Source organism: Providencia sp. PROV189 (genome assembly GCF_028480065.1).
Lineage (GTDB): Bacteria > Pseudomonadota > Gammaproteobacteria > Enterobacterales > Enterobacteriaceae > Providencia > Providencia stuartii.
In genome coordinates this window covers 114,515-134,936 of sequence record NZ_JAMPOG010000012.1, presented here as the reverse complement: position 1 = coordinate 134,936, position 20,422 = coordinate 114,515, and the positions used below count along the sequence as shown (strand labels likewise).

The window sequence follows — 20,422 nt, the reverse complement described above, 5'->3', positions numbered from 1 at the left end:
ATCAAAATCGATTAATATGCCAACTGTTAACCAACAAAAAACAACAACTCGTGATAAAGGTAACAAATTATTTTCAATAACCACACATATACTGTGGCTATTTTTACAAAGTGAAAATGTTCGAACATTAACGAAAGAATGTCATTGAGAGCGTTATCGAGAGGGTTAACGAAAAGGTTAAGTTTGGCAGGAAAGGAAAGATGGTAGCCGATACTACCATCTAGATTAAAGTATTAGCACAGCTCGAGTTGTACATTGTGCTGTTCAATCACTTTTTGAATGCTTTCAGGTGGTAGCTTGTCGGTAAATAAATGATCGATCAGATTCATATTGCCGAGGTTGACCATGGCATTACGACCAAATTTTGAGTGGTCAGTGACTAGCATCACACAACGTGAGTTTTCGATAATTGCGCGTTTGGTGCGCACTTCGTGATAATCAAACTCAAGTAGTGAACCATCCATATCAATGCCGCTGATCCCTAAGATACCGTAATCCAGCCTAAATTGTGAGATAAAATCCAGAGTTGCCTCACCAACAATGCCGCCATCGCGTGAGCGTACTTCGCCACCAGCGAGGATCAAGCGGAAGTCTTCTTTTGGCATTAGCAGTGTGGCGACGTTTAGGTTGTTGGTCACGACCCGTAGATTTTTATGATTCACCAGTGCATGAGCCACGGCTTCAGGGGTTGTACCGATATCGATAAATAAGGTTGCACCATCAGGGATCTGGCTGGCAACGCGTTGAGCAATGCGAGCTTTTTCATTTGACCACATGATTTTACGGTCGTGATAGGCCGCATTAACCGAGCTAGAAGGCAGGGCTGCACCACCATGGTGGCGCTGGATCCTATTTTGTTCTGCGAGGTCGTTGAGGTCACGACGGATCGTCTGAGGGCTAACCTCGAAATGCTCAACAAGCTCTTCAGTGCTCACATAGCCCTGAAGGCGAACGAGTTCGATGATTGCATCATGTCTCTGGGTCTGTTTCACGGTGTTAGCCTCTAACTAAATATGTATGTTCTATCTGGAGCGATGGGATGTAAAAGTATGTCGATTATCCCATATTCCCATCAATAATCCGATAATTAACCCCGATATATGTGAGGCATTTGCGATATCAGGACCTAAAATTTCTAAGTTACCTAACACGAGCCAAACAACAACTAGAATGATTAACCCTCTCGGAGCACTGACCTCTTTTTCGGGTTGACGTTCACCCATTAGCCAAACGTAGCTGATCAGCGCGTAGACAACCCCAGATAGTCCACCAAAATTAGATGCACTATACAGCGATTGCCCCCAATTACAGAATAAGGCAGATACTAAAAAGATCGTTAGTAATTTACCGGAGCCTAGCCTACGTTCAACTTGGCTAGCTAAATACCACCACAAAACGAGGTTAAAAATGAGCTGAGATAGGGAAAATTGAACGAATGCAGGGCTAAACCACCGCCAAAGTTCAAATTGCTGCCCTTCCCGTGGCCATGCAAGATAACGTAGCACATCAAGGTGCTGGGTTATGGCTAACCAAAAATAAACGCCAGCACAGATCAGTATGACGGCGATGGTTAAAGGACCTGATTGTGCTTTGAGATTAGCCAAGGTCAAAGTGTTGCGATATTTAAACGCGGTTTGGGTGTTACCTATTTTCCAGCTTGCTTCGGTATAACGGGGGTTTGATGGATCTTGCAAAAAAAGGTTAAGCTCTTGCTGTACTTTTGCGAGATATTGCTCATCTTGAAGCCAAAGCTCTATTTGCTGCTGCTCTGGAACAGGATGGACTTTTAATTCGATATGTTGGCTTGCCATATAATCGACAAAAGCCTGGGCCATTCTGGGATTTGTGAATGAAACAACATGGATCATGAATGGATTTTCTCGCTTAGAGAGCCGTAACGGCTTGTGGATATTCCCTCAACCAAGCCTCAAAACCACCATTGATACTGTAGACGGATTCGAAGCCAATATTAATTAAGTACTGTGCAGCTCCTTGGCTGCTATGACCGTGATAACACATCACCATGATGGTCTGCTCATAGTCTGTTTGTGCTAAAAATGCGCTCAGTGTTTCATTGGTCAAATGATAGGCGCCACTTGCGTGCCCCGCACGGAAGCTTTGTGGGTCACGAACATCCACTAATATCGCGGTGCCATCAACCCAATGTTGGTATGCCTGTGCAGGCGTTAGCGTCTCAAATTGTTCCATAAAATACCGAATTATAAAGGTGATGAAATAATAAAAGACACCCGCAATAAGATACGGGCGCCGTCAGATTAGCAAGTTTAGGTGAACAATTAGTAGAACGAATGCTCACCACGTTGGTGCTCAGTAAGATCTTTAACACCTTTTAGCTCGCCTTCAAACATTTTGAGAAGTTCTTTTTCAATCCCTTCTTTTAATGTGACATCGACCATTGAACAGCCGTTACAACCGCCACCAAACTGTAAAATAGCAAAGCCGTCATCAGTGATCTCCATCAGTGAGACACGACCGCCATGGCTTGCAAGTTGTGGGTTAATTTGTGATTGTAAAACATACTCAACACGTTCGATAAGAGGTGCGTCATCAGAGACTTTGCGCATTTTTGCGTTAGGCGCTTTGAGCGTCAGTTGTGAACCCAACTGATCTGTCACGAAATCAATTTCTGCGTCTTCTAAGAATGGTGCGCTGATCTCATCAACATAAGCGGATAGGCGCTCAAATTTCAATTCTTGGTCTGTTGCTTCAACAGCGTCCGGTGGGCAGTAGGAAACGCCACATTCAGCAGAAGGTGTGCCTGGGTTGATGACAAACACGCGAATTTGGGTGCCTGGCTCTTGGTTTTCCAGTAATTTGGCAAAATGAGCCTGTGCTGCTTCAGTAATATTAATCATAATCATTTGCTCAATAATAGTTGACCGCTTTAGTTGGTTATAATACGCCCATTTGCCCCATTCCTACAAGGTGCGACAGAGTGACCAAGCCTGTACTGTCTCTACACCCGCACAAATCAGCAATTGTGCCGCGGCTTGCATCGTCGCGCCTGTCGTCAGCACATCATCAAAAATAGCGACGTGCTGCCCTATGACAGGAGTTGTTAGGGTAAATGCGCCATTAAGATTGCTGTGGCGGTGTTTACGTTTTAATGTTATCTGAGCCAGTGTATCACGAGTGCGCAATAATGAATTTCGCGAATAGGCAATATTTAACCACTTGGCTAAATATTCACCGATAAAAGCAATGTGGTCAAATTCACGTAACCATAGCCGCTTAGGGTGTGAAGGGATTGTCAAAAGCCTATCAGGCTTAGGCCAAAGCTGCTGGCGATAACCATTAAGCCAATGTAATGCGTACACTTTAGCAAGCGTGAAAGCTAATTGAGGCTGTGGGTTAAACTTATAACGATGGATTAATTTACGTAAAGGGGCTTGATAGGGGCTAACAGCGATTAACCGATGCCACGCAGGCGGCTGAATTAAGCAGCGACCACATAGGATGTGGCCTTGTTCGGCTGGTAGTGCGCACCGATGGCAGACATTTGACATGGTTGGGATGCGCTTTATGCAGAACGCACAAATCCCGTGATCCACTAATTTTAATGGCTGCTGGCATAGCCAACAGGCACCTTGCATTGTTAGCATAAGCATATTCCTGTGAAAAAAGAGAGTGTAACCATGACGCAGTTGTACTGGGAGACAATCGGTGAAGGTTCTCAAGATCTTGTGTTGCTGCACGGATGGGGGCTGAATGCCGAAGTGTGGCGTTCCATTATTCCGCGAATCTCACCGCATTTTCGTTTGCATTTAGTTGACATGCCTGGCTATGGTCGTAGCCAAGGGTTTGATGCGATGAATTTAGCCGCGATGGCTGATACTTTATGGCAACAGGCGCCTAAAGAGGCTATTTGGCTCGGGTGGTCACTGGGGGGATTAATCGCCAGTCATATTGCACTTAGCCATCCTCAGCAGGTAAAAGGATTGATTACGGTCGCTTCATCACCTTGTTTTCAAGCCCATGAGGGGAGCTGGCCGGGGATAAAATCAGCGGTGCTACTTGGGTTTGAACAGCAACTATCGACAGATTTTCAGCGCACAGTCGAACGTTTTTTAGCATTGCAAACGTTAGGCACTGAAAGCGCTCGTCAAGATGCTAAATTGCTAAAATCTGTGGTGCTCGAGCAGCCTATGCCAAAAGTGGAAATTCTAAATGCAGGGCTAGAAATTTTACGTATTACAGATTTACGTGAGGAGCTTAAAGCTCTCACCGTGCCATTTTTACGTCTTTATGGTTACTTAGATGGTTTGGTGCCACGTAAAGTCGCGACATTACTTGATGAACGTTATCCTAATTCACCTTCTGTTGTGATGCGCCATAGCGCCCATGCACCCTTCATTTCCCATCCAGATGAATTTTGTGAATATTTACTGGACTTTCTGGCACGATTGGAAGAGTGACCTATTAGCTCAGTGGCAATAAGCCACTGAGTAAAATGATAAAACTAACGTTGCTGGGTAGGCGAAAATAGGGCATAAGGGGGAGCTGGTGCGTTGTGCTGCCCAGAAAGATGTGCGTCATGGAGCGCTAAAGGGGATTTATCCCCTAGAAATAGTTCGCCATAAGATGGAGGAACGGTAGAGCTGGTAGAGCCAACCGTGTCTTCTGCCATCAACGCCTCGGGTGGGGCGGAAGGCTCAAAAGGGAGTGGTGGCGCGGACGGCGCAAAAAGGTTTGCACGATGGGTTGCCGTTTGTTCTTGGTCGGCGGCGGGTGGTCGGTGGTAATAAAACTTTTTGTATTTCAATGTTTCGGTAGAATAGCCATTTTCAAGGTTATAAGCCGTAGCTTTGCTAATCAGCGTCGTAAGAAAGGCGTCAATACTATAGAATTTTTCAACACCGACATTAGGGTCAAAGAGGGTGAAAGTTGTGACATCATCCGCTGGATTTTTACGGATATAGGCCGCTAATGTATCTTTACCGGCAAAAATTTGTATCCCTGTCTCTTTATTGCCTGTTTCAGCCTGCCGGGCGTCTTCACGTAACCCTAGTTTAATTTCAACAGGCGTTTTTATTTGAAAAAAATAGCTAAGCTCAGTTTCACTCGCTGTGATAAATCCATTTTTTGCCATAAATTGGTCATATTGCTTTAACTTGGGGCAACGCATTTGTTCCGCAGCGGTATTAAAGCAGGCCTCTATTAGGCTTTTATCGGATTTGGTAATGAGTTTTGATAAATTATTGGGGTATCTGCTGAGTAATTTTTTAAATAAAACCTTATTTAATGAGGGGTCGAGCTCATCAACGTTTTTAAGTGCTTTATTTTTCAGTGCATTAAAGTATTGTTCAGCTAATTGATGAACGCTGTCACTATATTTTTTGAAATGTTGGCTGCTTTCAACATCTGCTTTTCGGTGGGTTGCGAGTGATTGTTTGACGCCTAAACCTCGGCGATCAATTTTGCTAGAGCTGGCATGATAGTCTTGATAGCGTTTAATCACATCTAAGGGTTTTTGGATATCAAGTACTTTTTTGATACTTGTTGTGAGTAATTCATGGGAGATATCGGTTTTATTTGAAGTTAAGTGAGTACGATTAAGATAATCTTGCGCTCGCGATAACAAGCTGATGTAACTGTTACCACTATTTTTCACTGAGGTAACGAGGAAATAAGCGGTAAGGCCTTTGGTTAAATTATATTTCACTTCTGATGGGATTGCTTGATAGCCGAATTGACGAAGGTAATTAAGCGTATTATTTAAAAATAGGCTTTTATCAAATCTTGTCATACATACTTCCTCTTTTAACCTGAATGAAGTCATGTATTTTAGTGAGTAATTTGATTAAAACTTTAAAAAAGAGACATTGTCGAGGTCGCGTAAGTCATTCACAGAGCGGGGGTGACTTTATTTTATATAAAGGGTGTGAGCAATTACTGCTTTCGGGGCATCCTTTACAGCTTGTTCCGGTTAAACAGGCTGTTATATCGACTTTTTCGATTTTGTTCATTGCGACTAGTTTATCGAGCATCGCTTGGATAAGTGATTTAGGGGCATGGAGTCGTTGGCTGAGTAAGTCGAGGTCAGCTTGCCCATACAGTGCAATGAAATCCCTGATTTGTAACAAGCTGACCATCGTTATTCCCCGTTAGTGGCAGGCTTTGCCTGAGCAGTCGGAACAAGATTTGGCGGTTTGATTTGCCAGATTCAGTGTTACTCTGCTCCGTGCTCGGCGCAATAAGGTAAACAGCACAAGATTAAATATGATAACTGCAACAATAATAATTAAGCTGCTTTGCGGGTGCTGGCTAAAAGTTGCAGCTTGGTAGAACAGAGCCGCAAGGCTATAAGCCACATTCAGCCCCCATAAAATGGAGAATGCCATCCAGCTTTTATTGGTTTCACGAGCGATAGCCCCCATGACCGAAACACAAGGGACATACAGCAAGACAAAAATAAGGTAGCTGTATGCGGCAATATCGGAACCAAATTTGGCTGCCATGGTGCCCATGGATCCAGAAGCCATTTCACCATCGCCTTTACTTGCCTCGATTGGATTAGAAAGTGCACTTAGGGTAAAGGTCTCTTTCAAACTATCCCAAGTTTCTGCGACTGCATCCCCCAACTCATCGAGTAAATCAAAGGATTGGGCATCGAATGGCTCGGCTGTGATATTTTCCGCGGTGTAGAGGGTGTTTAATGTTCCTACAACAACTTCTTTTGCCATCGCACCAGTAATCAAACCAACAGTGGCTTGCCAGTTATCAGTATGCACTCCGATAGGCTGTAAAACAGGGGTAATCACTTTACTGACGGAAGCAAGAGCGGAGTCATTAATATTATCGACAGGTTTTCCTGAAAGGGAAAAACTATTTAAAGCGCCGATAAACATACTGGCAACCACGATAACTTTACCAGCACGGATCACAAAGCCTTTTAGGCGCTGCCAAGTTTGGATCAACAGCGTTTTTAAGTGGGGCACATGATACACCGGGAGTTCCATCACAAAGGGAGAGGCTTCACCACGCATTAAGGTATGTTTCAGTAGCAAACCCGTTAAGATAGCGACAACAATTCCGAGGATATAGAGTGAAAAAACAATACTTGCGCCACTTTTCCCAAAAAACGCGGAGGCGAATACCGCGAAGATAGCGAGCCGCGCACCACAAGACATAAATGGAGCCATTAATACGGTAATGAGGCGCTCACGAGGTGCATCCAACGTACGTGCGCCCATAATGGCGGGAACATTGCAACCAAAACCCACAATTAATGGCACGAAGGATTTACCCGGTAAGCCCAAGGCCTGCATTAATCTATCCATCACAAAGGCGGCTCGTGCCATATAGCCCGAGTCTTCTAAGACAGATAAAAACAGGTACATCATACCAATTTGCGGTACGAGAGGGAGTACGGTATTGATACCGCCACCAATACCTTGTGCAAGGAAGACGGTGAGCCAATCAGGGAAACTGAAATACGCCCCTACCCACTGAATACCATGGATAAAGATGGCTTCTGAGGCACCTTCAAAGAACGGCTGCAAAGCGCCACCAATATTAATTGCCAAGACGAACATTAAGTACATGACAAATAAAAAAATCGGAACGCCAAGCCAGCGGTTAAGGATGAGTCTATCAAGGGATTGCGTTAATTTGTTGGGCTCCGCGGCACTGTTATTGATGGATTTCTCACAAATTGCAGCAATGGATTGGTAGCGGGCATCGGCAATTAACAGTTCAGGCTCTTCATTTAAGCTAGCTTTTAAGTGCTGTTGAGTTGCCTGCAATTGCGCTTCTGTAATATTCGCGCGCTGGCGGCTATAAATATCGCCTTCGAGTATCTGCAATGCTAACCAACGACGTTGTTGCTGACTAAATTGCTGCGCCGAGATCTGCTCAGAGAGTGAATCCACCTCTTGTAATAAGGCCGCCGGATATTCAACCAGCGCTGTCATATTGTTCTGAGGATGTTTATCAATCGATTGTTTGAGTTTATCAATCCCTGTCGCACGGGTTGAAACCAACGGAATGACAGGGCAACCCAACTGCTGTTGCAGTTTTTCAACATCAATCTCAATGTGTTGGCTTTGTGCAATATCCAACATATTAAGTGCGATGATGCAAGGCACCCCCAACTCCACTAATTGCAAAGTGAGGTAGAGGTTGCGCTCTAAATTGGAGGCATCGACGACGTTAATCAGCATATCGGCTTCGCCGCTTAAAATAAAATAGCAGGCGATTTGCTCATCGAGAGATGTCTGTTCTGAAATGGTGGTTAGCGAATAAGTACCGGGCAAGTCAACTAATTCAATATGATGCTCAGCCGTATTAAAACGCCCAACTTTCCTTTCGACGGTGACACCAGCCCAGTTACCAACCCGTTGGCGAGAGCCAGTTAATTGGTTAAATAGCGTTGTCTTACCTGCATTTGGATTGCCAATGAGGCCGATGGTTAATGGTTTCATAGTGTTTACCGATAATAAAAATACAAAATAGTAACGTGGTATAACAACACCTGATATTAAGTCGGCGTGGCTTCATCAAGGTTGAGTAAGGCGAGATCTTTTTTTCGTAGTACAAGACTAACTCGATGCGTTTCGATTTGTATTGGGTCTCCTAAAGGAGCAAAACGTACTACTTTAAAAATGGAACCCGGTAATAAACCAAGCGAGAGCAGTTTTTGTCGGTAAGCGGGGCTTATCTGCGGTGAAAAACCGAGTATTTTGTAGCTGTGTTGAGGAAGTAGTGACATATCGCCTTCCATTAGTCATAGGTAATAATACTGATGATTGTTATTAAGAGAGATACAAGTAAAAAGTCAGCATAAACAGAAAAAAATCTAATCAATAATGATAATAATAATCATCAACTATTCGTTATATTTAGCCTCTTTTTTCGTCAAATTTAATTGATGTGGATCAACTAAGCATTGAGTTTGCCGCGCACCAAGGCGAAACCCAATAAATTTATAGAGTAAATTAAAATCGATTAATGTATTTGTTTTGTTAATTATTCACGGGGCGAAATAGCTTGGGCGTGAGTAAAAACCTCTACAATCAAAGAGAAATCGGATTGTAGAGGTTGAGGGATTAGCGTTTTTTACCGAATGCGGCAGCGAGGGCATCACTCATCGCACTGTTTCCAGTGGCGGCTTGGTTTTTCCGTGACATGTCACGTTGTGCAGATTGCGGTTTACGTGAGTTTCTCTCTTGCTGGTCATTATGGCGGCGTGGTGCGCTATTGGTATCGCCGGGTTGTTCATCAAGGCGCATCGATAAGGCGATACGTTTGCGAGGGATATCAACATCCATCACTTTTACTTTAACGATATCACCTGCTTTAACCACTTTATGTGGGTCTTCAACATAGCTGTTAGACAGCGATGAAATATGCACTAAGCCATCTTGATGCACACCAATATCAACGAAAGCGCCGAAATTAGTGACGTTAGTCACCGAACCTTCCAAAATCATGCCTGCGACTAAGTCATTTATGGTTTCAATGCCTTCGGCAAAGGTCGCCGTTTTAAACTCAGGGCGTGGGTCGCGGCCCGGTTTGTCCAGCTCTTTGATAATATCGGTAACAGTAGGAACCCCAAACTGCTCTGTTGTGAAGTCGCGAGGGCTTAAGCTATTTAAAACAGAGGAGTTGCCCATAATCTCTTTAAGGGGCTGGCGAACAGTTTCGAGGATCTTTTCAACAACGGGATAAGCCTCTGGGTGAACGCCAGAAGCATCAAGTGGGTTATCGCCGTTGGTGATCCGTAAGAAGCCCGCACACTGTTCAAAGGCTTTTGGCCCTAAGCGAGTGACTTTTAGAAGCTGTTTTCTATCTGCAAAACGGCCATTCTCATCGCGCCAATTTACCACGTTTTGCGCGATCATTTTGCTTAGACCTGCAACGCGGGTTAGCAAGGCAACAGAAGCGGTATTCAAGTCAACGCCGACAGAGTTTACACAGTCCTCGACCACGGCATCGAGTTTACGAGCCAATTGAGTTTGGCTCACATCGTGTTGATATTGACCAACACCAATCGATTTCGGGTCGATTTTCACTAATTCGGCGAGGGGGTCTTGTAAGCGGCGTGCGATAGACACGGCTCCGCGCAGTGACACATCAAGATCAGGGAACTCTTGAGCGGCTAGCTCTGATGCCGAGTAAACGGAGGCCCCCGCTTCACTCACAATCACTTTCTGTGCTGTGACTTCGGGGTACTGTTTTTGCACGTCAGCAAAGAAGCGCTCAGTCTCTCTTGAAGCCGTTCCGTTACCGATAGCGACTAACTCGACTTGGTGTTTTTGACATAAGGCCGCAACGCTAGCCGCCGCTTTAGCCGCTTGACCTGTGTGTGGATAGATAGTATCCGTTGCGATAAGTTTACCTGTCGCATCCACCACCGCGACTTTCACCCCTGTCCGTAGACCCGGATCTAACCCCATAGTCGCTCGCATACCGGCTGGTGCCGCCATCAATAAGTCACTGAGGTTACGCGCAAACACATTGATTGCTTCTTCTTCTGCTTTTTCGCGCAGTGAGCTCATAATCTCAGTTTCGAGATGTAGCAATACTTTGACGCGCCATGTCCAACTAATAACCGCTTTACGCCATTGGTCTGCTGGTGCATTATTCAATCGAACATCAAGGTGACGAGTAATGATCTCTTCACAGTAACTTTCTTTTGGTGGCTCTTCAAATTGCGGGTCACAGTTTAGTGATAACTGTAAAATACCTTCATTACGACCACGGAACATGGCTAATGCGCGATGCGACGGAACGGAAGAAACAGGTTCTTGGTGATCAAAGTAGTCACTAAATTTAGCGCCTTCGGTTTGTTTGCCATCGATAACTTTGGAAACCAAATGGGCATTTTTCAGTAAATAGTCGCGAACTTTAGCTAATAATGCTGCATCTTCGGCGAAACGCTCCATTAAGATATAACGAGCACCATCGAGAGCCGCTTTCGTATCTGCCACGCCATTTTCGGCATTGACAAAGGATTGAGCGACATCATCGGGGGATTGAGTGGGGTCATTCCACAATGTGTCTGCTAACGGCTCTAGGCCTGCTTCGATAGCAATTTGCCCACGAGTGCGGCGTTTGGGCTTAAAGGGCAAGTAGAGGTCTTCAAGCTCGGTTTTATTTAAGGTGTTATTGATAGCAGCGGCGAGTTCGGGAGTGAGTTTGTCTTGTTCTTCGATTGACTTGAGGATGGTTTGCTTGCGTTCATTTAACTCTCGTAAATAGCCTAAACGGTTCTCTAATTGGCGAAGCTGAGTATCATCAAGGCCTCCTGTGACTTCCTTACGATAACGAGCAATAAAAGGAACCGTATTCCCTTCATCTAACAAGGTGATAGCAGAAAATACCTGTTTCGGTTGAACTTGTAGCTCTCCCGCGATTATTTGGCTTAGAGTTTCATTCATGTCGCTTTTTAATACCTAGTCAAAGAATGGTTAAAAAATTTATGGCACTGTTATACTTGCACAGAAGCAGAATTTCTAGGGTGAACTTTGCTAAAGTTAAAGATTAATTCTGTATATAATTTATAATTATCTAACTTGCTTACTGATTTATGAAGGTTATGAATAAGAGTCTCTTAATCACACGCGAAGGTTGGGATGCGCTAGACAAAGAACTTAAATATCTTTGGAAAGAGGAGCGCCCAAGAGTCACTCAGTCGGTTTCTGAAGCTGCGGCTCAAGGTGATCGTTCAGAAAATGCGGAATATATTTATGGTAAAAAGCGTTTGCGAGAGATTGATCGTCGAGTACGCTTTTTATCTAAAAGATTGGATCAACTAAGAATTGTCGAACCAGACCCACGGCAAGAAGGGCGAGTCTTTTTTGGCGCATGGGTGAAATTAGAAGACGATAATGAAAATATCAGAATATTCCGATTGGTCGGTGCCGATGAGTTTAATCCATCCAAAAATTGGATTTCTATTGATTCTCCAGTTGCTCGCGCGCTAGTTGGTAAGCAGGTTGATGATGAAATTACGGTGAATACACCTGGGGGGCGGGTAACCTATACAGTGTTAGAAATTAGTTATAAACCGCTAGTCCTATAAGGCGTAAAATTATTCATTAAATTTCAAGTTGATGGTAAATTAGGACGTTAACTATCTTATATTTTACTTATACACAAAATAATTCAGGTGATATGCCGTTATTAAGCGCAAGTAAAAATTTATCGTCATGACTATTTTTGTGATTTAGATAGCAGCGCTTTGTAACACCCATACAGCTTGGAGCATGGTGGGTATATTCTTATTTTAAAAATAATTTCGATAGATTGCACATCTTGAGGGCTACAAAATGCAAGAAAGCTATAAAGTTCTTGTCGTCGATGATGATATGCGTTTGCGTGCCTTGCTTGAACGCTACCTCACAGAGCAAGGATTTCAGGTACGTAGTGCCGCGAATGCTGAACAAATGGATAGGATCCTAACGAGGGAGTCGATTCATCTAATCGTTTTAGATTTGATGTTGCCAGGTGAAGATGGTCTGTCAATTTGTCGTCGTTTACGCAGCCAAAACAATCCAATACCGATTATTATGGTAACGGCTAAAGGTGAAGAGGTTGACCGTATTGTTGGTTTAGAGATTGGCGCCGACGATTACATTCCTAAACCTTTTAACCCGCGTGAATTACTTGCACGTATTCGTGCTGTATTACGTCGCCAAGCAAACGAATTGCCAGGCGCACCATCTCAGGATGATGCGATTATTACCTTCGGTAAGTTTAAACTGAACCTAGGCACCCGTGAAATGTTCCAAGGCGAAGAAAATATGCCTTTGACGAGCGGTGAGTTTGCTGTACTTAAAGTATTGGTTTCGCACCCAAGGGAACCATTATCTCGTGATAAGCTGATGAGCTTAGCGAGAGGCCGTGAATACAGTGCGATGGAACGTTCAATTGACGTTCAAATTTCACGTTTACGTCGTATGGTTGAAGAAGATCCAGCTCACCCTCGCTACATTCAGACAGTCTGGGGCTTGGGCTATGTATTTGTGCCGGACGGTAGTAAAGCATGAAGCGACTGAGGTTCTCTCGCCGTAGTACATTTTCGCGTTCGTTATTTTTGTTTGTTGCATTACTGTTTGCCAGCCTTGTCACCAGCTATATGGTGGTGCTGAATTTTGTTGTTATGCCAAGTTTGCAGCAATTCAACAAAGTGTTGGCTTATGAAGTGCGAACATTAATGACGGAGCGGATGGTGCTGCAAGATGGAACCACAGTACGGGTCTCTCCCGCATTACGTAAAAAAATCTACAATGAGTTGGGGATCACCTTTTATGCTCAATCAGCCGCGATGGAAGAAGGCTTAAATTGGGCGAAAGAATACGATTTTCTCAGCGAAAACATGTCGGAATATATTGGTGGCGAAGCCCAAGTGCGTCTTGAGCTTGGCCGCGAATATCCTATTCTTTGGTTAACCTCCTATCTTGCGCCTGATATCTGGGTGCGTGTGCCATTAACTGAAATTGGGCAAAACCAATTTTCGTTAGTATTCCGTTATACTTTAGCTATTTTCCTGTCTATTTTTGCAGGGGTCTGGCTCTATATTCGTTACCAAAACAAGCCATTACTTGAACTTGAATACCATGCAGGGCAAGTGGGGAAAGGGGTCATATTACCCGCCATGCAAGAAAAAGGGGCAACTGAGGTAAGAGCCGCGATCCGCTCCTTTAATCATATGGCTGCGGGCATAAAGACGCTTGAAAATGATCGGACAATTTTAATGGCGGGGGTCAGTCATGACTTACGTACCCCACTGACACGGATCCGATTGGCGACGGAAATGATGAGCCCTGAAGATGGCTACCTAGCAGAATCCATCAATAAGGATATTGAAGAGTGTGATGCGATTATTGGTCAGTTTATGGACTACCTGAAAACGGGTCAGGAAATGAATATGGAGTTTTGTGACCTAAATAGCATCCTCAATGAGGCAGTTACCGCTGAAACGAGCGTGACTGGTGAAATTGAAACGGCACTGGAGCCGGGTAGTCTGATCGTGAATGCGAATCCATTAGCCATTAAACGCGCCATCACCAATATGATTGTTAACGCTTATCGCTATGGTAACGGCTGGATCAAAGTGAGCAGTGGCAAAAATGAGGATTCGGTTTGGTTCCAAGTGGAAGATGATGGTGCAGGTATCAAAGAAGAAGATATTCAACGCCTCTTCCAACCTTTTGTGCAAGGTGAAAAAGCCCGTAGCAATAAGGGAACAGGGCTAGGATTGGCAATTATCCGCCGTATTGTCGATGCCCATGAAGGTAGTATCGAAATCCATAAAAGTGAACGCGGCGGTTTCGCCATTCGTGCACTCCTGCCATTGAAAGAAAAAGAAGAGTAACCATTGTCGGTAGTGGGTCGTATAAAACGACCTACCTTCTATTTTATTTCGGTATTAACGCCTATCTTACGCGCCAGTCATCATATAAAAAATAACTTACTCTATAAGTAATACCATCGTTATATAAAAGATCTGATAGTTATTTTATTTAGATAATAAACATAAATAAAATAACTCAGGTGAATTTATGCATATCTATTTTTCTAAACCTATTTGCTGTTTTCAGAGTAAAGCGGCATTAGCTTTCGCTGGAATAGAGGGAAAGCAAAAGCAGGCTACACTCTCCACGGGAATAATTAATATCAAAAACACAGTCGTAGGGCTGTTTCAAGAACCCAAAAAGGCCTTTAAGCAGGTGAAATGGAGCAAACAACTGGCAACCGTTATACAACTACCTCCAAATCAACCCTTAGCATCGAAAGGGGCATTATCTATTCCTATGCCACCCCCTATGCCAAAGCCTGATATTAAGCCCGCTCAAACAGGAGATGGCGGAAAAACAGGGATGGATCAAGTGATTGCCGAACTTAAAAATAGCCCAGTATTTAAAGCCAATGCGCAGAAATACCAAGCCGCAGCCACGGAGCAACCGACGTCGACAAATACACCGCCACCTCCACCGCCGATGGCAGAATTTGCGGGTCTTCGCAACAATATAGCGGCATTATCGCAGACCACTCATGGTAAAACGGGGATGGATCAAGTGATTGCTGAACTTAAAAATAGCCCAGTATTTAAAGCCAATGCGCAGAAATACCAAGCCGCAGCCACGGAGCAACCGACGTCGACAAATACACCGCCACCTCCACCGCCGATGGCAAAATTTGCAGGTCTTCGCAACACTATAGCGACATTATCGCAGACCGCTCATGATAAAACGGGGATGGATCAAGTAATCGCTCAGCTCAAACAACATCCGGTTTTCAAGTCAAATAAAGAACAATGAATATTTGCTTGTTGTTTGCGTAGCTGGCGTGAGGCTCAATTTTCGCTGATTATCTGCCTGCTTTATCATAAAGCAGGCACCACGCGAGATGACCATTTTGTGATGGTAGTCTGACCGCATACGCAAATTGCTGATTTTAATCCCTTGATGGCAAGCGCATGTTTCTCCCTTGAAACGGTGAATTAAACCGTATTATCAAAATAGAGAAGCAGTAAAAAAGGATTTTACGACTTTTTTATGACAGTTTGTCATGGTGGTCTCAATATAGAGATATTCTGCTCTGTATTTCATTACTCATTGATTTTATGGTCAATTTTGTTTTTTAAGCTGCTGTTTTTTTTCGATAGCTAGACGAAAATCGTCAATTGTCATAAAACTGTCATAAATCAGACATGTTGTTGTCATCAAATTGTCCTATTTTTCCTACCGTGACATTTCACCAACAATTTACTACTTAATTGTTTCTATACATCCCCGGAGGGATTATGAAAATGATGCGTACAACCTTAGCTAGCGTAATGGCAGCAACCCTTTCAATGACTGCAATGTCTTCTTTTGCTGCCACAAGCTTAACTGGCGCGGGTGCAACATTCCCTGCTCCTGTTTATGCTAAGTGGGCGGACTCTTATCAGAAAGAAACAGGTAATAAAGTGAACTATCAGGGGATTGGCTCTTCTGGTGGTGTTAAACAAATTAATGCAAAAACGGTTGATTTCGGTGCGTCTGATGCGCCATTAACCGATGAAAAATTGAAAGAAGATGGCCTATTCCAGTTCCCAACCGTAATCGGTGGTGTGGTACTGGCGGTTAACGTAAAAGGTATCCAGTCAGGTCAATTGACATTAGACGGTACAACATTAGGTGATATCTACCTCGGTAAAATCACCAAATGGAATGATCCTGCCATCGCTAAATTGAACCCAGGTGTTAACTTACCCGATCAAAACATTGCAGTGGTAAGACGCTCTGATGGCTCAGGTACGACGTTCGTATTTACGAGCTACTTATCAAAAGTCAGCTCAAGCTGGAAAAATGATATTGGTGCAGGCTCTACAGTAAACTGGCCGAAAAACAACGTCGCAGGTAAAGGTAACGATGGCGTTGCAGCTTTCGTCCAGCGTTTACCAGGCTCTATCGGTTATGTGGAGTATGCCTATGCGAAACAGAATAACCTTGCTTATACTAAACTCATTTCCGCAGATGGTAAGGTTGTTTCCCCAACAGGTGAAAGCTTCAGCGCAGCAGCGAAGAAAGTTGACTGGTCTAAGTCATTCGCTCAAGACCTGACTAACCGTAATGGTGAGAACGCATGGCCAATTACCTCAACCACGTTTATCTTAGTTCACAAAGATCAAGCGAATGCAGAAAAAGGAAAAGCTGTGCTCGATTTCTTTAACTGGGCTTATGAGAAAGGTGGTCAGCAAGCAGAAGCATTGGATTATGCTATCCTTCCTCAAGAAGTTGTGACAGCAATTCGTGCAGCATGGAAAACAGAAGTCAAAGATAGCCAAGGCAAACCACTGTTCTAATCAGTGAGCCTCGGGTTGGTAATGGTAGGCGGATGCTTAGGATTAACATCCGCCTTCTGACGTAGTAACTAAATCCTACTAAATAAAGTAGGTGTAGGATGAGACAAAGCGCATGGCCGAAAAAACAACGGCATTTAAAGCACCGAGCAAGTCAGGCGATGTGATATTTGGCGCATTAGTCAAAATTGCCGCGCTAATCACTTTGTTAATGCTTGGTGGCATCATTATTTCCCTTATTTTTGCCTCGTGGCCGAGTATGCAAAAATTTGGGTTTTCGTTTTTATGGACTAAAGAATGGGATGCTCCCGCTGAGGAGTTTGGTGCGCTTGTGCCTATCTATGGCACCATCGTCACATCACTGATAGCCCTGATTATTGCAGTACCCGTGAGCTTTGGTATTGCTCTTTTCTTAACTGAACTTGCACCTAATTGGTTAAAACGCCCATTAGGGATTGCGATTGAGCTTCTCGCTGCCATTCCTAGTATCGTTTATGGTATGTGGGGGCTGTTTGTTTTTGCGCCGCTGTTTGCGGAATATTTTCAAGAGCCTGTTGGCAATGTGATGTCGAGTATCCCAATTGTCGGTGAGCTTTTCTCAGGTCCTGCATTCGGGATTGGTATTTTGGCAGCAGGTATTATCCTCGCCATTATGATCATTCCTTATATTGCCTCTGTCATGCGTGACGTGTTTGAACAAACACCTGTCATGATGAAGGAGTCAGCATATGGTATCGGTTGTACCACATGGGAAGTGATCTGGAATATTGTTCTGCCTTATACACGTAACGGTGTGATAGGTGGGGTAATGTTAGGTTTAGGGCGCGCGCTTGGTGAAACAATGGCGGTGACCTTTGTAATTGGTAATACGTATCAACTGGATAGTTTCTCGTTGTTTATGCCGAGTAACAGTATTACTTCTGCATTGGCGAATGAATTTGCCGAAGCGGAAGGTGGTCTACATACCGCTGCGCTGATGGAACTTGGGTTAATTCTATTTGTTATCACCTTTATTGTTCTGGCGATATCAAAACTCATGGTTATGCGTTTAGCGAAGAACGAGGGCCGTTAATATGTCGACATCCGATAATATTGTCGTTAATCAAAAAGAACGAGCCCGTCGTCAGGCATGGCGACGCCAAGTTAACCGAATCGCTCTGTTTGTTTCGATGCTAACAATGGCATTTGGGCTGTTCTGGTTAATTTGGATTTTGTTCTCAACCGTTACCAAAGGGTTCGATGGCATGTCATTGAACTTGTTCACAGAAATGACTCCTCCACCGAATACGGAAGGGGGCGGCCTTGCTAATGCTATCGTAGGTAGTGGGCTGTTGATCTTGTGGGCAACGGTCGTGGGTACACCGCTTGGGATCTTAGCAGGGATCTATTTGGCAGAGTATGGCCGTAAATCATGGCTAGCTTCTGTAACGCGTTTTATTAATGACATTTTGCTTTCAGCACCATCGATTGTGGTGGGGCTATTCGTCTATACCATTGTGGTGGCGCAAATGCAGCACTTCTCTGGCTGGGCTGGCGTTATCGCATTGGCGTTGTTGCAAATTCCGATTGTTATCCGTACCACTGAAAACATGTTGAAGTTAGTGCCGGATAGCTTACGAGAAGCCGCATATGCGCTAGGTACGCCAAAATGGAAAATGATTTTATCGATTACGCTTAAAGCATCTGTCTCCGGGATCATTACAGGTATTTTGCTGGCTATTGCTCGTATTGCGGGGGAAACCGCACCATTACTGTTCACATCACTGTCGAACCAGTTCTGGAGTACGGATATGAATGAGCCAATTGCTAACTTACCCGTCACTATCTTTAAATTTGCGATGAGCCCGTTCTCTGAATGGCAACAACTGGCATGGGCAGGGGTTCTATTAATCACCCTATGTGTCTTGTTAATTAACATCGTCGCACGTGTTGTGTTTGCTCAGAAAAAACACTAACCCCGGATTGAATAAAGATTTATAGAGAGAAGTTGCCATGATTAATGCAAATGATATTGCAAACAGTAAGATTAAAGTACGTGACCTTAATTTTTATTACGGGAAATTCCACGCATTAAAAAATATCTCATTAGATATCGAAAAAAATAAAGTCACCGCCTTTATCGGCCCATCTGGTTGCGGTAAATCGACCTTACTGCGTACCTTCAATAAAATGTATGAGCTGTACGGTGAACAGCGTGCGGAAGGTGAAATCTTACTTGATGGTCAAAATATTCTGACAGACAAACAGGATATCGCTCTGTTACGTGCCAAGGTCGGAATGGTATTCCAAAAACCAACGCCATTCCCAATGTCAATCTACGATAATATTGCATTTGGTGTACGCCTGTTTGAAAAACTCTCTCGTGTAGAGATGGATGAGCGCGTTCAATGGGCATTAACCAAAGCGGCTCTGTGGAATGAGACCAAAGATAAATTACATCAAAGTGGTTATAGCCTATCTGGTGGTCAGCAACAGCGTCTATGTATCGCACGTGGTATTGCTATCCGCCCTGAAGTGTTATTGCTTGATGAGCCGTGTTCAGCTCTTGACCCAATTTCAACAGGGCGCATTGAGGAGTTGATCAGCGAACTCAAATCTGAATACACCGTGGTGATCGTAACTCATAATATGCAACAGGCTGCGCGTTGTTCTGATTATACGGCCTTTATGTATTTGGGTGAGCTGATTGAGTTTAATAATACAGACAAGATGTTCACCACACCTGAAAAGAAACAAACTGAAGACTACATTACTGGTCGTTACGGTTGATATGGAGCCGACTATGGATACGCTGAACCACAACAAACATATTTCTGGGCAGTTCAATGCTGAACTGGAACATATCCATACAGAGTTGATGACAATGGGAGGGCTGGTTGAAGAACAGCTCACCAAAGCTATCACAGCGATGCATAATCAGGATGAGGCTCTTGCGCGCGAAGTTATCGAAAATGACCATAAAGTCAATATGATGGAAGTGGCTATTGATGAAGAATGCGTGAAAATTATCGCAAAACGCCAGCCGACAGCGAGCGATTTGCGACTGATTATGGCAATTTCTAAAACGATTGCCGAACTTGAGCGTATTGGTGATGTTGCCGATAAAATTTGCCAAACTGCATTGGAAAAGTTTTCTCACCAGCACCAGCCGTTATTGGTGAGCCTTGAGTCATTAGGTCGTCATACTGTGCAAATGTTGCATGATGTCTTAGATGCCTTTGCACGCATGGACTTGGAAGAAGCCATTCGGATTTATCGAGAAGATGAAAAGGTAGACCAAGAATACGAAGGGATCGTGCGTCAACTGATGACGTACATGATGGAAGACCCAAGGACTATCCCAAGTGTACTGACTGCGCTGTTTTGTGCTCGCTCTATTGAACGTATCGGTGATCGTTGCCAAAACATCTGTGAATTTATTTTTTACTATGTCAAAGGCCAAGACTTCCGCCATGTAGGTGGTGATCGCTTAGAAAAGATGATCACTAAGAAGGAATAACGAGGTAATGCCGCCAAGGGGCCGCCTCACGGTGACTCCTTGGTACAAACTTTCTTTTTCGTCTGGGGTGATACCCGCTCTAGTCAACCTTTAAACATTTCCGTTTTTCC

20 protein-coding genes are annotated in these 20,422 nt (G+C 44.0%); 10 read left to right on the top strand and 10 right to left on the bottom strand.

What is annotated here, in order from left to right:
- Nucleotides 1-233 precede the first annotated feature (233 nt).
- The 5 genes from PR833_RS10365 to PR833_RS10345 form a co-directional block, all read right to left on the bottom strand.
- Complete coding sequence (locus tag PR833_RS10365; protein WP_004923543.1) at nucleotides 234-992, bottom strand: DeoR/GlpR family transcriptional regulator; 759 nt, start codon at nucleotides 990-992, stop codon at nucleotides 234-236.
- Between the two features lie 30 nt (nucleotides 993-1,022).
- The gene (gene glpG, locus PR833_RS10360; protein WP_014657022.1) at nucleotides 1,023-1,868 is read right to left on the bottom strand and encodes a rhomboid family intramembrane serine protease GlpG; all 846 of its coding nucleotides are present in this window, start codon (nucleotides 1,866-1,868) and stop codon (nucleotides 1,023-1,025) included.
- Nucleotides 1,869-1,884: 16 nt separating this feature from the next.
- Nucleotides 1,885-2,208, bottom strand: coding sequence for a thiosulfate sulfurtransferase GlpE (gene glpE / locus PR833_RS10355; RefSeq protein ID WP_004923549.1), 324 nt, complete (start codon nucleotides 2,206-2,208; stop codon nucleotides 1,885-1,887).
- A gap of 89 nt (nucleotides 2,209-2,297) precedes the next feature.
- Nucleotides 2,298-2,876 carry a Fe-S biogenesis protein NfuA gene (gene nfuA, locus PR833_RS10350; RefSeq protein WP_014657021.1) on the bottom strand — a complete coding sequence of 193 codons (579 nt, stop codon included), beginning with the start codon at nucleotides 2,874-2,876 and terminating at the stop codon, nucleotides 2,298-2,300.
- Between the two features lie 63 nt (nucleotides 2,877-2,939).
- Complete coding sequence (locus PR833_RS10345) at nucleotides 2,940-3,623, bottom strand: hypothetical protein (RefSeq protein ID WP_014657020.1); 684 nt, start codon at nucleotides 3,621-3,623, stop codon at nucleotides 2,940-2,942.
- 33 nt (nucleotides 3,624-3,656) lie between these two features.
- Between PR833_RS10345 and bioH the strand changes: the two genes are divergently transcribed.
- Complete coding sequence (gene bioH, locus PR833_RS10340; protein ID WP_150376103.1) at nucleotides 3,657-4,436, top strand: pimeloyl-ACP methyl ester esterase BioH; 780 nt, start codon at nucleotides 3,657-3,659, stop codon at nucleotides 4,434-4,436.
- Between the two features lie 44 nt (nucleotides 4,437-4,480).
- Here the strand turns inward: bioH and PR833_RS10335 are convergent, their stop codons facing one another.
- The 5 genes from PR833_RS10335 to PR833_RS10315 form a co-directional block, all read right to left on the bottom strand.
- On the bottom strand, nucleotides 4,481-5,767 hold the full coding sequence (locus PR833_RS10335) for a hypothetical protein (protein WP_272526080.1): 1,287 nt from the start codon (nucleotides 5,765-5,767) through the stop codon (nucleotides 4,481-4,483).
- A 94-nt stretch (nucleotides 5,768-5,861) separates the two neighbouring features.
- Nucleotides 5,862-6,113: a FeoC-like transcriptional regulator gene (locus PR833_RS10330; RefSeq protein WP_040132687.1), complete on the bottom strand. Its 252-nt coding sequence runs from the start codon at nucleotides 6,111-6,113 to the stop codon at nucleotides 5,862-5,864.
- A 12-nt stretch (nucleotides 6,114-6,125) separates the two neighbouring features.
- Nucleotides 6,126-8,444, bottom strand: coding sequence for a Fe(2+) transporter permease subunit FeoB (gene feoB / locus PR833_RS10325; RefSeq protein WP_060561279.1), 2,319 nt, complete (start codon nucleotides 8,442-8,444; stop codon nucleotides 6,126-6,128).
- A 56-nt stretch (nucleotides 8,445-8,500) separates the two neighbouring features.
- Nucleotides 8,501-8,731: a ferrous iron transporter A gene (gene feoA, locus PR833_RS10320; protein ID WP_036942241.1), complete on the bottom strand. Its 231-nt coding sequence runs from the start codon at nucleotides 8,729-8,731 to the stop codon at nucleotides 8,501-8,503.
- 337 nt (nucleotides 8,732-9,068) lie between these two features.
- The gene (locus PR833_RS10315) at nucleotides 9,069-11,402 is read right to left on the bottom strand and encodes a Tex family protein (protein ID WP_040132688.1); all 2,334 of its coding nucleotides are present in this window, start codon (nucleotides 11,400-11,402) and stop codon (nucleotides 9,069-9,071) included.
- Between the two features lie 158 nt (nucleotides 11,403-11,560).
- Here PR833_RS10315 and greB point away from each other — a divergent pair, with 158 nt between their 5' ends.
- The 9 genes from greB to phoU all read left to right on the top strand — a co-directional run bounded on the left by greB (nucleotide 11,561) and on the right by phoU (nucleotide 20,312).
- Nucleotides 11,561-12,046 (top strand): transcription elongation factor GreB, encoded by a 486-nt coding sequence (gene greB, locus PR833_RS10310; RefSeq protein WP_014657013.1) that lies wholly within the window; start codon nucleotides 11,561-11,563, stop codon nucleotides 12,044-12,046.
- A gap of 247 nt (nucleotides 12,047-12,293) precedes the next feature.
- Nucleotides 12,294-13,013: an osmolarity response regulator transcription factor OmpR gene (ompR, locus tag PR833_RS10305; protein ID WP_004923581.1), complete on the top strand. Its 720-nt coding sequence runs from the start codon at nucleotides 12,294-12,296 to the stop codon at nucleotides 13,011-13,013.
- Nucleotides 13,010-14,341: a two-component system sensor histidine kinase EnvZ gene (gene envZ, locus PR833_RS10300; RefSeq protein WP_071599669.1), complete on the top strand. Its 1,332-nt coding sequence runs from the start codon at nucleotides 13,010-13,012 to the stop codon at nucleotides 14,339-14,341. Before ompR ends, envZ begins: the two co-directional genes overlap by 4 nt.
- Nucleotides 14,342-14,528: 187 nt before the next feature.
- A complete protein-coding gene (locus PR833_RS10295) occupies nucleotides 14,529-15,287 on the top strand; it encodes a hypothetical protein (protein WP_272526079.1) in 759 nt (252 codons plus the stop codon).
- A gap of 485 nt (nucleotides 15,288-15,772) precedes the next feature.
- Nucleotides 15,773-16,816 carry a phosphate ABC transporter substrate-binding protein PstS gene (pstS, locus tag PR833_RS10290; protein ID WP_004923592.1) on the top strand — a complete coding sequence of 348 codons (1,044 nt, stop codon included), beginning with the start codon at nucleotides 15,773-15,775 and terminating at the stop codon, nucleotides 16,814-16,816.
- A 112-nt stretch (nucleotides 16,817-16,928) separates the two neighbouring features.
- Complete coding sequence (pstC, locus tag PR833_RS10285; protein ID WP_004923595.1) at nucleotides 16,929-17,885, top strand: phosphate ABC transporter permease PstC; 957 nt, start codon at nucleotides 16,929-16,931, stop codon at nucleotides 17,883-17,885.
- Between the two features lies 1 nt (nucleotide 17,886).
- Nucleotides 17,887-18,768, top strand: a complete 882-nt coding sequence (gene pstA / locus PR833_RS10280) for a phosphate ABC transporter permease PstA (protein WP_004923598.1) — start codon at nucleotides 17,887-17,889, stop codon at nucleotides 18,766-18,768.
- A gap of 37 nt (nucleotides 18,769-18,805) precedes the next feature.
- Nucleotides 18,806-19,582, top strand: coding sequence for a phosphate ABC transporter ATP-binding protein PstB (gene pstB / locus PR833_RS10275; protein ID WP_004923601.1), 777 nt, complete (start codon nucleotides 18,806-18,808; stop codon nucleotides 19,580-19,582).
- Nucleotides 19,583-19,595: 13 nt separating this feature from the next.
- A complete protein-coding gene (phoU, locus tag PR833_RS10270; RefSeq protein WP_014657010.1) occupies nucleotides 19,596-20,312 on the top strand; it encodes a phosphate signaling complex protein PhoU in 717 nt (238 codons plus the stop codon).
- Nucleotides 20,313-20,422 lie beyond the last annotated feature (110 nt).